Below are 13,368 nucleotides of genomic sequence, written 5' to 3' on the forward strand. Positions count from 1 at the left end.
CCTCGCCCCCTGAGGGAGAGGGACTGCTGATCCGCGTTCAGCGGAGCAGCAGGGTGAGGGGTGCTGCGCTCCCCCATGCTTCAACGTCGCGGCGGCCGCAAAACCCCTCATCCGCCCCTTCGGGGCAGCTTCTCCCTCAAGGGGAGAAGGGAAGAGAGAAACCTCAAGCATTGCCATAAAGCGCCTGCTTGAACGGAGCTTCACCCAACCGGCGATACGCGGCGATGAAGGTTTCCTCTGGCCCACGGCGGTTGGCGATATAGGTGTCCACCAAAGTTTCGATCGCCGCCGGCACCTGCTCGGCTTCAAAGCCGGGGCCGATGATCTTGCCCACGGCAGCCTGCTCGGTGGCGTCGCCGCCCAGGGTGATCTGGTACAGCTCGCCGCCCTTTTTCTCGACGCCCAAAATCCCGATATGGCCGACGTGATGATGCCCGCAGGCATTGATGCAGCCGGAAATCTTGATCTTGAGCTCGCCGATTTCGGCCTGCCGCTCGGGCGACGCGAACTGGCGGGCGATGTCCTGCGCGATGGGGATCGAGCGGGCATTGGCCAGGGCGCAGAAATCGAGCCCGGGGCAGCAGATCATGTCGGTGATCAGCCCGGCATTGCCATCGGCAAAGCCGGTTGCGACCAGTGCATCAAACACGGCGCGCAGATCGGCGAGCGCCACATGCGGCAGCACCAGATTTTGCTCATGAGTGACGCGCAGCTCGCCGTAGGCATAGGCCTCGGCGATATCGGCGATGTCATCCATCTGCTTGTCGGTGGCATCGCCCGGTGCGCCGCCCACCGGCTTCAGCGAAATCGTCACCGAGGCATAGCCCGGTTCGCGGTGGGCATTGATGTTGCGGTCGAGCCAACGGCCATAGGCCGGGTCGATGATCGACTGGTAAGCCACCTCGATCTTGGTGACACTCTGCGGCTTGAGCGGCGGCGGCGCGAAATAGGTGGTGATGCGGTCGACTTCGTCTGCGGGCAGCGTCAGCACGCCGCCGCGCAATTCAGCGAATTCGGCTTCGACCTGCCCCTTGATGGTCTCGAGCCCTTCCTCATGCACCAGGATCTTGATGCGCGCCTTGAACTTGTTGTCGCGGCGTCCATAGCGGTTGTAAACGCGCATGATCGCTTCGAGATAGGCCAGCAGATTTTCGTTGGGCACATAGCTGTTGATCAGCTTGCCGATCATCGGCGTGCGCCCCAACCCGCCGCCAACCCATACTTCCCAGCCGATCTCGCCGGCCCCATTGGTGGCGGCCTGCAAGCCGATATCGTGGAAGCGGATGGCGGCGCGATCGCTGGTCGCGCCGGTGATGGCAATCTTGAACTTGCGCGGCAGATAGGAAAATTCGGGATGCAGGCTCGACCATTGCCGCAGGATTTCGGCGATGGGCCGCGGATCGATGATTTCATCGGCAGCGGCGCCGGCGAAATGATCAGCGGTGACGTTGCGAATGCAATTGCCCGAGGTCTGGATGGCGTGCATTTCTACGCTCGCCAGCTCCTCAAGGATCTTCGGCACATCACGCAGCTTGGGCCAGTTGAACTGGATATTCTGCCGCGTAGTGAAGTGGCCGTAGCTGCGATCATAGGTGCGGGCGATATGGGCAAATTTGCGCATCTGCCGCGAGGACAGCGTGCCATAGGGCACGGCGATGCGCAGCATATAGGCATGCAATTGCAGATAGAGCCCGTTCATCAGCCGCAGCGGCCGGAACTGCTCTTCGCTCATTTCGCCCGACAGGCGACGCTTCACTTGATCGGCAAATTGCGCGGTGCGCCCGGCCACGAAAGCCGAGTCGAATTCGTCATATCGATACATAACCGTCCTCATCCAGATGCTGGCGGTTGTGGCTTGCGCCGTTCAAACTATAGGGCGCGGTGGGTCCCGCGGCCCTGATCCGTTCGCGCAGGCGCTTAGGCACGATGGCTCCGGCCTCCACGGTCACATCTTCGATTTCCAGACTCACGATGCGGCCAGTCGCCTTGCTCGCTGCCAGTGCCGCATCACGCTCTTCCGTCTCGTCCTTGGAAAACAGCCGCGCTGCCTGCAGATCGACCGCCCATAGTCCGGTTTCGCTCAGATAAACCGTGGCGCCGGAGGTCAGTTCGTTGCCCGTCAGAATTTCCATGTCACGCGGCCTCGGATTTACTGGGAAGGGCAAAGGGGGTGGCAGCGGCCCAATCGCCTGCCGCCACGGCTTCACCGACAAAGATGATCGCCGGGCCGTCACTGAAGGCCAACTCGCCCGAGGCGAGGCTGGCCAGCGTGCCGGCATAGGTGGATTTGTCGGCCCGGCCGGCATTGACCACGACGCCCACCGGCAGGCTCGCCGCCGCACCATTGGCAATCAGACGTGCCGCGACGTCGTTGGCGATGGACTTGCCCATATAGAGCGCCAGCGTCAGCCCCGAGCGGGCTAGCGCCGCCCAATGGGTGAGGTCGCTATCGTCGGCGCCATGCGCCGTGGCCATGACAAAGCCGCTCGATACTTTGCGCAGCGTCACCGGGGTTGCCGTATCGGCAGCGGCGGCCAATGCGGCACTGATGCCGGGGACGATCTGGAAGGCGATATTGGCCTGGCGCAAGGCGGCGATTTCTTCGCCGGCCCGGCCAAAGATCATCGGATCGCCCGATTTGAGCCGCGCCACGCGCTTGCCCTGCAAGGCCAGCCGCACCAGCAGATTGTTGATCTGCGCCTGCGAAAAACTGTGATGGCCCTTGGCCTTGCCGACATCGATACGCTCGGCATCGCGGCGGCCCATATCGACCACCACGCCGGGCACCAGCTGATCATGCACGATCACATCGGCCTCCTGCAGCAGCCGCTGGGCGCGCAGGGTGAGCAAATCTTCCGAGCCGGGACCGGCCCCGATCAGCCAGACCATGCCGGCGCTATTGCCTTGCGCATGGCTGGCCAGCAGCGCTTCGCCGGCAGCCTGCCCCTGCCCCGCAAGCTCGGCAACTTCAATCGCCGGCGAGGTGACCAGCGCCTCATAGAAGCGTCGGCGGGCGGCGTTGTCGTCAATCAGGCGTTCGGCGGAATGCCGTAACCGCCCGGCCAGACTCGCAATTTTACCGAGGCACGGCGACAGCATGGCCTCGATGCGCGCCCGCACCAGCCGCGCCAGCACCGGCGCATCGCCCTCGGTGGAGATGGCCACGGTCAGCGGCGCGCGGTCGACAATGGAGGGGGTATAGAAATCGCATTCACCCGGCACATCGACCACATTGAGGGGAATGTTTCTGGCCCGCGCAGTGGCTTTGGCCAGTTCGGCATCCGGCCCGGTGGCGGCGACAAAGACCAGCGCCACGCCATCGAGATCGGACGGCACGAAACCGCGCTCGACCAACTCGATATCAAACCCGCTGAAATCGGCTTCAAACTGAGGGGAGATAATCACGACCTGCGCGGTCGTCTTAGTTACCAGGCGGGCTTTGTTGAGGGCTTCGTCGTTACCGCCGATGATGGCGATGCGCTGACCCTGTACCTTGTAGCTCAACGGAAATGTGTTGAGGTGACCCATTGGAACCCTTGCCTGACTAGGCAGGAAAATAATCCAAACCGGTCACTTGCAGCAAGGTGTTGAAATTCAATAGCTTTTTTATTTCCCTTCCGCCGTCGCGCGTGGAACGCCACTGATGGGAATGGGCAAACGCCGCTAAATGAATCTGTGGCGGGGAGCGCCCAAGCAAATTTTGCTTCGCTCGAAGGGGCGCTGCGCGCGATCCATCCGCCCCCAGGTGGCGTGGTTGGTGGGCCTAGCCCTGACGGCTCGGCACGTGGACGACAAGCCCTTCGAGCTCGTCCTTAACCTTGATCTGGCAGCTCAGCCGGCTACTCGTTTTCACGTCGAAGGCGAAATCGAGCATGTCTTCTTCCATCATCGAGGGGCCGCCGACCGTTTCGGTCCAGGCGTCATCGACATAGACATGGCAGGTGGCGCAGGTGCAGGCGCCGCCGCATTCGGCGACGATGCCGGGCACGCCATTCATAATAGCGGTCTCCATCACCGTGGCGCCGTTTTCACCCTCGGTTTCGATGCGTTCGCCGTCCGCTTGGACGAATGTAATCTTGGTCATGGGTCTCGGGCTTGCTGTTCGTAACCGATATAGGGGATGGGGCAGCGGTTTGGAACCACCGTGCGACAACACGCACCGCGTTCACAACCCCAGCAGCCCCTCCAGATAATGCCGCTCAATGCCGAACATCGCCTTGGTCTCGGCGATCTGCTTGAGCACCGCGTCACGGTCACGGCCGAAGCGGCCATCCTTTTCGGCGACGATCAGATTGTTCTTGGGCGTATGCGCGTCGGAGACGAACTCGAAAATCTTGGTGCGATAGCCGCTCAGCTCGAGCAGCAGCGCCCGCAGCGTATCGGTGACCATCTCGGCCTGCCGCTCCATGAAGATGCCGTGGCGCAACAGCACCGCAAGCTTGTCTTCGGGCTTGCCCGCTTCCATCTGGCGGCGGATCTGCTTGTGGCAGCAGGGCGCCACCGCGATCAAAGCCGCACCGGCGGCAATGCCCTTGAAGATGGCGTCGTCGGTGGCCGTGTCACACGCATGCAGCGCGATGACGGCGTCGGCGCCGCTGGCGTCAGAATCAAGAATGGAGCCAGAGACGAAGCTCAGCCCGCTAAAACCGGAGGCAGCGGCGGTGGCGTTGCCATCTTCCACCAGCTTCTCGCGCAGCTCGACGCCAATGATCTCGGCGGAGCGGTTGGCGACATTGGCCAGATAGTCATACAGCGCGAAATCGAGATAGCCCTTGCCGGCGCCCATATCGATAATGCGCGGATTCTCTGCTTTAAGCACCTGAATCAGTGGCGCGAAGATTTCGACCATCTTGTTGATTTGACGGAACTTGTCCTGCGCATCATTGCGCACCGCGCCATCCTTGCCGGTGATGCCCAGCGCATGCAGATACGGCTTGTCGGTGACGGTCAGCGGGCGGTTCTTGGCACGATCATGCCCGGCGGCAGGCGCTTCGCGGCCGCTCACTTGAGTGCGCTTGAGGCGAATCTTGTCGCCATTGCGCTCAAAGCTCAGATCGAACTCGGTGGTCGCCAGCTGGGCGCTGCGGAATTCTTGCCTGAGCCCGCTGCGCAGCAAAGCCAGCGCTTCGGGCTGGATGAAATTCTTGATGATGTCGCGTGTCTTGTAGCGATAGGTGAAGGAGAATTTGTCGCCCCCCTTCACACTGATCTTCTTGATCTCGACCGACTTCAGCTCCGGCTCGTCGCCGTGATAGCCGCCCAGCTTCATCCGGATCAGCGACCCATCCATGAAGGCGGCCTTGACCGCATTCAACAGCTCTTCGACGCGATCGGGGGCGCTCAATGTCGTTCCTTGGTGGTGAGGAAGCGGATTTTCGGGAAATCCTGCTTAGCGCGGTCGGCCCACCAGGCGTTCTGCGCCAGAAATACCGGCGCGCCGGTGCGGTCCTCGGCGATGTTCATTTTCTGCGCGGTGATGAAGCGGTTGAGTTCGGCCGGCTCGTCACTTTCGATCCAGCGGGCCACCTCATAATTGAGGCTCTCGAAGGTGATCGGCACGCCATATTCCTTGCCGACGCGCGAGCTGAGCACTTCGAGCTGCAGTTGACCCACCACGCCGACGATCCAGTCGGCGCCAACCATGCGGCGGAACACCTGGGTCACGCCCTCCTCGGAGAGGTCGGACAGCGCCTTGGCCATCTGCTTGGTCTTCATGTGATCAGTCAGACGGACGCGGCGGATGATTTCCGGCGCGAAATTGGGAATGCCCGTCACATTGATCGTCGCGCCTTCGGTCAGCGTATCGCCAACCGACAGCGTGCCGTGATTGGGAATGCCGACAATATCGCCGGCGACCGCGGAATCGGCCAGTTCGCGATCATGCCCGAAAAAGAACATCGGGTTGGAGACGGCCATATCCTTGCCCGAACGCACATTCTTGAGCCGCATGCCACGGACAAACGTCCCCGAGCACAGCCGCACAAAGGCGATGCGGTCGCGGTGGTTGGCGTCCATATTCGCCTGCACCTTGAACACGAAGCCGGTGACCTTCTTGTCCGATGGATCGATCGGCGCCGGAATCGCCGGTTGCGGGCGCGGCTCGGGGCCCCACTCGCCCAGCGTGCGCAGCAGCTCAGCCACGGAAATGCCCTTGAGCGCCGAACCGAACAGCACCGGGCTGAGATGGCCGGCATGAAAAGTCTTGAGATCGAACACCGGCAGCATGGCGCGCGCCATCTCCAGCGTCTCCAGCGCAATCATGAATATCGGATCGTCGACCAGCGCTTCATTGTCGAGCAGGTCTTCCAGCGCGTCATATTCGGCGATGATCTTGCCCTGCGGGCTGAGCACGCGCTTTTCCAGCAGGTCGAGATAACCCCGGAAATCGACGCCCTGCCCGATCGGCCACAGCACCGGCGTCAGATCGAGCGCCAGCTTGCTCTGGATTTCATCGATCAGGTCGAGCGGGCTCAGGCCCTCGCGGTCGATCTTGTTGATGAAGGTGATGATCGGGATGTCGCGCAGACGGCAGACTTCAAACAGCTTGAGCGTCTGCGCCTCGATGCCCTTGGCCGAGTCGATGACCATGATGGCCGCGTCGACAGCGGTCAGCGTGCGATAGGTGTCCTCGGAAAAGTCCGAGTGGCCCGGCGTATCGAGCAGGTTCAGCGTCAGCCCGTCATAGTCGAAGGTCATCACCGACGAGGTGATGGAAATGCCGCGCTGCTGCTCCATCTCCATCCAGTCCGACCGCGTGGCGCGCACGCCCGATTTGCCGCGCACCAGCCCGGCCGACTGGATCGCACCAGCGGCCGCGAGCAACCGTTCGGTCAGCGTGGTCTTGCCCGCGTCCGGGTGCGAAATGATGGCAAAGGTACGGCGGGTGCGGAACGGCTCGGCGGTCGAGCGGGCTGCGACCTCGGCGGCAGTGGATGGGGTCATGGGAACTGCTGGACGGTTAGGCCGCAACACAGGCGGCGCGTCGATATTGCGCGCTGTATAAGGGAAGCCAGGAAACGGGTCAAATGTGGCGGGGTGTCCGCCCCATTTGATTCCCTCGCATCACTCGGGCGCGTCGGCCAGCTTGCGGGCGATAAAGGCGCGCACCTCTTCAATGGCGACCGCCATGTCGGCAATGTGTTCAGGAGCCAGGGGGCGGCCGGCCTGGATTTCGACTTCGGCGGCCTTGGCCAGATCGGCAATGGTCCAGGCGCCGACGCCGCTGGCCGCACCCTTGATCGAATGCAGGTTCAGCGCCAGATCGTCATAGCTGCTCGCCAGTTCGAGCCGGGTGAAATAGGTGCTGATCGTGGTGTCGAACAGCCGCAGGATTTCATATTCGAGATATTCATCGCCAAGGCATTGCTTGGCCAGATGAACCATGTCGATGGGGCGCATGGCCCGCGCATGGGGGGCCTGATCGAGATCATCGATCGCTGCGGATTGCTGCGCCATTCTTGGCTCCTGTACTCGTGCGGCGACGCGTCCGAAACAGCCGGACAATACCACGCCTCCAACGTAAATCGGCCGGGTGAACAGGTGATTAAGCCACATCTTCGCCTTTGTTTGCGGTTTGTGATGGCGCCGACCTTCCCCAAAAAATTAACCTTTGGGTAAGTTTGCGCTCGGTTTGCGTAAAATTGAATGTATTAATGGGCTTTGAACCAGCGCGCGGCGGCGACGGTTGGGGAATGATGCGGGGCATTTGCATCGAATTGTTTCCAAATGACCACCAGCCCGGAAACGGGTGGAGAGTCATGACAACTTCCATCGTCCGCCTGATCGCTGTGAAGCCGACGCGAGAGTTGTAAAGAGTATGGCGAAGAATCTGACCCCCAGTAACGATCCCGCCGCGCTGGCCTTCTCAGCCGTCGAAGATGCCCTCAAGGAGTCGGTGTTCAACCTCGACAGCACTCCCCCGCAGGCTACGGAAAAGAAGCCGTCAGATAGCGCCCGCTCCGAGCGTCTGCGCGCCGCCGACAAGATCGCCCAGCAGGCCGGCAGCGTCGCCAATGACGACCGCTTCCCCACCTCCAAGCTGCTCTACAATCTGCAGAATCGCTCCTCGGCCGCCCCGGCCTGGATTGCGCTGGTGCTGTCGATTGTCTGGCTAGCCGTCGCCGGCGCCGTCGCCTGGCTGCGCTATGGCCCGCAAATGGGCAATTTCGGCCAGTTCATGGGCACCATCGACTTCATTGCTCTGGTCGCCATCCTGTTCCTGCCCGTGCTCGGCTTTTTTGCCGTCGCCACCCTGTTCCGCCGCGCGCAGGATCTGCGCAACGCCGCCTCTTCCATCACCCAGGCCGCCATTCGCCTGGCCGAGCCCGAAGTCACCGCCGCCGACAAGGTCGCTTCCGTCGGCCAAGCCGTGCGCCGCGAAGTCAATGCACTGGGCGATGGGCTGGAACGCGCGTTGTCGCGTGCCGGCGAACTCGAAGTGATGATCCACAACGAAGTCACCGCGCTCGAACGCACCTATTCGGACAATGAATCGCGCATGCGTGCGCTGATCGCCGAACTGGCCAGCCAGCGCGAAAGCGTGCTCACCAATACCGAGCGCGTGCGCGAAGCCATCACCGAGAGCCATACCGGTCTGGTGTTTGACCTCGACATGATCAGCCAGCGCATTTCTGGCACCATCGTTGAAAGCGGGGGCAATCTGACCCGCGCGCTTGAAACCGCCGGCAACACGCTGACCAATTCCTTTGGCGAGCGCACCGAGAGCTTTGTTGCGCTGGTCGACAATCGCACCACCGACTTCATCTCCTCGCTCGATGACAGCGCCAGCCGCCTGGCCCTGACCTTCGAGGACCAGACGGGCGCCATGGCCCGCACGCTCGACGCGCGCGCCGCCGACCTCAATGCCGGCGTTGAAAGCCGCATCGCCTCGCTGACCGACGCGCTGGACAGCCATTCGCACTCGATTGCCGATGCCATCGATTCGCGCACCCAGCAGATCGAAGCCCGCACCGCCGCCCTCACCGGCTCGTTCGAAGACCGCACCGGCGCGATTGCCGGGCTGATCGAACAGCGCACCGGCGAACTCTCGGCTGCTCTTGATGAGCGCACTCAATCGCTGTCGACGCTGCTGACCGATGGCGGCGCCTCGCTGCTCGACCAGTTGCGCGAACGCGGCCACGAAGTCACCGGCGGGCTGGACATGATCGGCCAGCGCATTGCCGACGACATTACCGGCCGCTCGCGCGAAGCCGAGGTCCTGCTCAGCGCCCTCACCCGTCAGCTCGACGAATCCGTTTCCATCCAGCTCAACGCCATGGATAGCCGCCTGCAATCGGCGGTCATCGAAATCAACGGCGCGCTGGACGACACTTCGGAACGCGCCCGCATCACGCTGGCCACCGCCGGCCAGGATTCGCTGGGCCAGTTCGACGCCCGCCTCAATGAAATCGCCGCCATTCTGGATACCCGCCTGCATTCGCTGGACGGCGTCATCGGCGACAAGGGCGACAATCTCATTGCCCGCCTCGAAGCGCAGGGCACCAGCTTTGCCGCCCGCGCCAATGTGCTCGAAATGGCACTCAACGAGGAATCGGGTCGCTTCAACGATGTCGTGGCCGACCGCACCCGCGAGCTGAGCGAAGTGCTCGGCGCCCGCACCAAGGCCATTACCGAAAGCCTGACCAATCGCAGCCGCGAAATCTCGGATTCGCTGGAAGGCCATGCCGGCATCATCGCCGAAGCCCTAGACGGTCGCACCAAGGCGATTGACGACATTCTGGCCACCCGCACCAGCGAACTGACCGGTGCGCTCGACGCCCGTACTGGCGAACTCGCCAGCACGCTTGAAACCCGCGCACTCGAACTCGACGAAACCCTGGGCGGCCGCAGCCGCGACATGAGCGAAGCCATCCGCCTGCGCAGCCAGGAACTCGGCGAAACCCTGTCGAGCAGCACCAGCGCCTTCGATCAGGCGATTGCCGGCCGCACCCAGCGCCTCGCCGATACGCTGAGCCAAAAGACCACCACGCTGTCGCTCGAACTCGAGCAGCGCACCGGCGCCCTGGCCAGCCAGCTCGACGAACGCACCACTTCGCTGGTCACTCAGCTTGATGACCGTACCGGCACCATGGTCACCCAGCTCGATGAGCGCACCACCACCATGGTCAGCCAGCTCGACGAGCGTACTGCCACCCTGGCCGATCAGCTCGATGGCCGCACGGCCTCGCTGGTCACCCAGCTCGACGACCGCACCGGCACCATGGCCAGCCAGCTCGATGAGCGCACGGCCTCCATGGTCAGCCAGCTGGAAGAACGCACCACCCTGCTCGCGTCGAAAATCGGCGAGCGCACCAGCACGCTGACCGGCGAACTCGACAGCCGCTCGGCCGAACTGCGTGCAACCCTTGATGGCGGCACCCAGCATCTGGCCCAGACCGTCGGCACCCGTACCCAGCAATTGTCCGAAGCCCTCGGCAACCGCACCCAGGCGCTCAGCGACACGCTGGCGACCCACACCGCCTCGATCGGCGAAACCATCGGCCTACGCACCAGCGAACTGGCCGACACCATTGCCCAGCAGGGCGAGGAAGCCCGCGCCAAGATCGACGGCTCGCTACGCACCGCCACCGACACTATGGGCGAGCGCGTCACCACCATGTCGTCGCTGATCACCGACAAGGTGGCCGAGCTGAACAGCAATCTCGGCCAGGGCCTCGACAGCGCCATCGCCCGCATTTCCGATGCCGAAAACGGCGTCACCGCGCGCATCGATGCCGCCAGCAACACAGTTGGCGAAAGCGCCCGCCGCGCCGCCGACCTCATCGAGACCGGCGTCAACTCGGCCCGCAAGGCGATCACCGACATGGTGGATTCGCGTCTGGGCACCCTCCCCGAGGCGATCACCGCTCGCGCCGACATCACCGCCGAGCGCCTCGCCGCCCTCAATGCCTCGATCAACACCTCCATCACCCAGTCGATGGCCGATCTCGAAGCCGGCGCCGACCGCATCGAAGAAACCATCGCCACCCGCATCACCGCGGCGACGCAGAATATCGCGTCCGACATCACCAACACGGCCAACCACATGGACTCGGCCGTCCGCATCGCGCTGGAGCAGATCCGCGTGGCCGCGACCGATATCGACCAGCTGCTGACGGTCAAGGCCGTCGACGCCGTCGACACCATCGAGACCCGCCTGACCACCATCAATCGCTCGGTCGAGCAGCACACCAATGCCTTTGCCGCACTGGTCAGCGAAAAGTCCGATCAGTTGCAGGGCGCCCTCAACAGCCATGGCAATCTGCTGCGTGACGCCCTGGGCGAAAACGCCAAGGAAGCCGAGGCCATCATGGCCGTGTCGACCTCCCGCATCCTCACCGATGTCACGGCGGCACTGGGCAAGCTCAACGACTCCAATCTGCTGCTGCAGCGCGTGCTCGACGCCTCCACGGCCAATCTTGCGAACCTGGAAACCAGCGTCGCCCAGCAGACCTCGACCTATTCCAGCACCGTGCGCGAGGCCATCGGCCAGACCGAACAGGCCGGCACCATGGTCAGCCAGCATGTGGAGGCCCTGCAGGCCACCATTCGCGGCATGGTCGGCGAATTCTCCAGCGTGCTGGGCCGTCTCGATGGCGAAGCCGCCAACATGGCCCAGGCCACCAATGCCCTGGCCCTCACCAGCGACGATGCCCTGCAGACGCTGGAAGACCGCCGTGGTGCCATGGATGCGCTGGCACAGAGCTTTGCCTCGCGCGCCGACGATATCGATGGCCGCATGCGCATGTTCGCCCAGTCGATTGCCGATACCGTCAACGATACCGAACGCCGCCTGATTGGTGCCCGCCGCGCCATGGACGAGGCGCTCACCGCCACCACCGGCACGGTTGTGGAAACCCTGGAGCAGACCACCGGCACCATCACCGAAGCCATCCAGGCCTCGACCAATAGCGTCACCGACGCGCTCTACTCCACCAATGAGCGCTTCACCTCGACCCTGTCGAGCAATGCCAGCCAGGTCGATGGCGCCGTGCAGCGCGCCGCCGATGCCGCTGCCACCGCCCTCAACCAGACCGCCTCCACGGTGCGCCTGGCCCTCAGCGACCAGACCAACCAGGTCAACAGCGCCCTCGAGGACAATGCTCACCGCGTCAGCGATGTGCTGGCCGCAACCGCCAGCAATGTCACCGATGTGCTCAACGCCACCACCGGCACGCTGGCCGACACCATCAACGACAGCTCGGCCTCGGTGCGCAGCGCCGTCACCGCCAATATCGGCCAGCTCCGCTCCGCCATCGACCAGACCACCGGCACCTTCCGCCAGGCGCTGGACGAGACTTCGGGCGAGGTCAGCGACCGTCTCGGCGAATTCCGCGGTGCTGCCGATGCAGAAGGCCGCCGCGCCAATGCTGCCCTGCAGCAGGCCCAGCAGCACATGGTCGCCGAAATGCAGCGCGCCATCGAAGAAGCCACCCTGCGCTTCAACGACACCGCCCGCGCCATGCGCGAGACGGCCAAGGAAGTGGGCAGCGAGCTGGAAGCCACCCGCGCCGAACTGGCGCGCGGCGTCAACGAACTGCCCGAGGAAACCCGCGCCAGCGCCGCTGCCATGCGCCGCGTCGTGGCCGAGCAGATCGAAGCGCTGAGCGAACTCAATGCCATCGTGCGCAGCCAGCCGGCGACGCATGATCTCAATGATCGTCGCCCCTCGCCGCGCCCTGCCCCGCGTGCCGAAGCCCCGGCCTATCAGCCGCCGCGTCAGCCCGAGCCGGCCCCCGCACGCGAGGCCTATCGCCCCGAGCCGGCCCGCCAGACGCTGGCCGACCCGATCCGCACCATGGAGCGTCCGCCCGAGCCCGTGCAGCAGCCGGTCCCCCAGCCGGTCGCCGAAGCCGAAGCAGCGCCTGCCGAGGCCGGTGGATGGCTGCGTGACGTGCTGCGCAACGCCACGGCCAAGCAGCAGAGCAGCCAGCCCCAGCAGCCGCAGAACGGCTTGTCGGGCCTGACCGAAGAGATCGCTCGCTCGATCGACGACGCGGCGCTGGGCGATGCCTGGGCCCGCTATCAGGCTGGCGAGTCCAATGTGTTCTCGCGCCGCATCTACACCCTGGCTGGCCAGGGCACTTATGATGACGTGCGCAAGAAGCTGCAGCGCGAGCCCGACTTCGCCCGCACCGCACAGGCCTATATGAGCGAATTCGAACAGTTGCTGAAGCGCGCCGCCGCGGGCGCCCACCCCGCTGCCGAGACCCGCGAATATCTGCTCAGCGATCGCGGCAAGGTCTACACCACCCTTGCCCACGCCAGCGGCCGCCTGAGCTAAGCTCAGCCTCCAGATCAAAAAACGGCCCCGGGAAACCGGGGCCGTTTTTGTTTGGGGAGATGAAAGGAGACCGGGGCGGGAGCAAC

General features: G+C 63.8%; 8 protein-coding genes. 1 reads left to right on the forward strand and 7 read right to left on the reverse strand.

From position 1 onward, the window contains the following. Positions 1-163: 163 nt before the first annotated feature. The 7 genes from ACX3OZ_RS02460 to ACX3OZ_RS02490 form a co-directional block, all read right to left on the reverse strand. Positions 164-1,822 (reverse strand): nitrite/sulfite reductase, encoded by a 1,659-nt coding sequence (locus ACX3OZ_RS02460; protein ID WP_459095016.1) that lies wholly within the window; start codon positions 1,820-1,822, stop codon positions 164-166. After that, the gene (locus ACX3OZ_RS02465; protein ID WP_459095015.1) at positions 1,809-2,132 is read right to left on the reverse strand and encodes a DUF2849 domain-containing protein; all 324 of its coding nucleotides are present in this window, start codon (positions 2,130-2,132) and stop codon (positions 1,809-1,811) included. Before ACX3OZ_RS02465 ends, ACX3OZ_RS02460 begins: the two co-directional genes overlap by 14 nt. A 1-nt stretch (position 2,133) precedes the next feature. Then, entirely contained in the window at positions 2,134-3,528 is a 1,395-nt protein-coding gene (gene cysG, locus ACX3OZ_RS02470; protein ID WP_459103749.1) for a siroheme synthase CysG, read from the reverse strand. 235 nt (positions 3,529-3,763) lie between these two features. Beyond that, positions 3,764-4,084 (reverse strand): 2Fe-2S iron-sulfur cluster-binding protein, encoded by a 321-nt coding sequence (locus ACX3OZ_RS02475; RefSeq protein WP_459095013.1) that lies wholly within the window; start codon positions 4,082-4,084, stop codon positions 3,764-3,766. An 81-nt stretch (positions 4,085-4,165) separates the two neighbouring features. Beyond that, complete coding sequence (locus ACX3OZ_RS02480) at positions 4,166-5,344, reverse strand: class I SAM-dependent methyltransferase (RefSeq protein WP_459103750.1); 1,179 nt, start codon at positions 5,342-5,344, stop codon at positions 4,166-4,168. Beyond that, a complete protein-coding gene (locus ACX3OZ_RS02485; protein WP_459095011.1) occupies positions 5,341-6,942 on the reverse strand; it encodes a peptide chain release factor 3 in 1,602 nt (533 codons plus the stop codon). The genes ACX3OZ_RS02480 and ACX3OZ_RS02485 overlap by 4 nt, the downstream gene beginning before the upstream one ends. Before the next feature lie 120 nt (positions 6,943-7,062). Further along, entirely contained in the window at positions 7,063-7,455 is a 393-nt protein-coding gene (locus ACX3OZ_RS02490) for an Hpt domain-containing protein (protein WP_459095010.1), read from the reverse strand. Between the two features lie 361 nt (positions 7,456-7,816). Here ACX3OZ_RS02490 and ACX3OZ_RS02495 point away from each other — a divergent pair, with 361 nt between their 5' ends. Continuing rightward, a complete protein-coding gene (locus tag ACX3OZ_RS02495) occupies positions 7,817-13,282 on the forward strand; it encodes an apolipoprotein A1/A4/E domain-containing protein (RefSeq protein WP_459103751.1) in 5,466 nt (1,821 codons plus the stop codon). The last annotated feature ends 86 nt before the right edge of the window (positions 13,283-13,368 follow it).

This window comes from Devosia sp. A369 (assembly GCF_054489345.1).

What these genes read in the sequence shown, in the direction of transcription:
- ACX3OZ_RS02460 (WP_459095016.1), bottom strand. Translation starts at nt 1,822, where the DNA reads ATGTATCGATATGACGAATTCGACTCGGCTTTCGTGGCCGGGCGCACC.
- ACX3OZ_RS02465 (WP_459095015.1), bottom strand. Translation starts at nt 2,132, where the DNA reads ATGGAAATTCTGACGGGCAACGAACTGACCTCCGGCGCCACGGTTTAT.
- cysG (WP_459103749.1), bottom strand. Translation starts at nt 3,528, where the DNA reads ATGGGTCACCTCAACACATTTCCGTTGAGCTACAAGGTACAGGGTCAG.
- ACX3OZ_RS02475 (WP_459095013.1), bottom strand. Translation starts at nt 4,084, where the DNA reads ATGACCAAGATTACATTCGTCCAAGCGGACGGCGAACGCATCGAAACC.
- ACX3OZ_RS02485 (WP_459095011.1), bottom strand. Translation starts at nt 6,942, where the DNA reads ATGACCCCATCCACTGCCGCCGAGGTCGCAGCCCGCTCGACCGCCGAG.
- ACX3OZ_RS02490 (WP_459095010.1), bottom strand. Translation starts at nt 7,455, where the DNA reads ATGGCGCAGCAATCCGCAGCGATCGATGATCTCGATCAGGCCCCCCAT.
- ACX3OZ_RS02495 (WP_459103751.1), top strand. Translation starts at nt 7,817, where the DNA reads ATGGCGAAGAATCTGACCCCCAGTAACGATCCCGCCGCGCTGGCCTTC.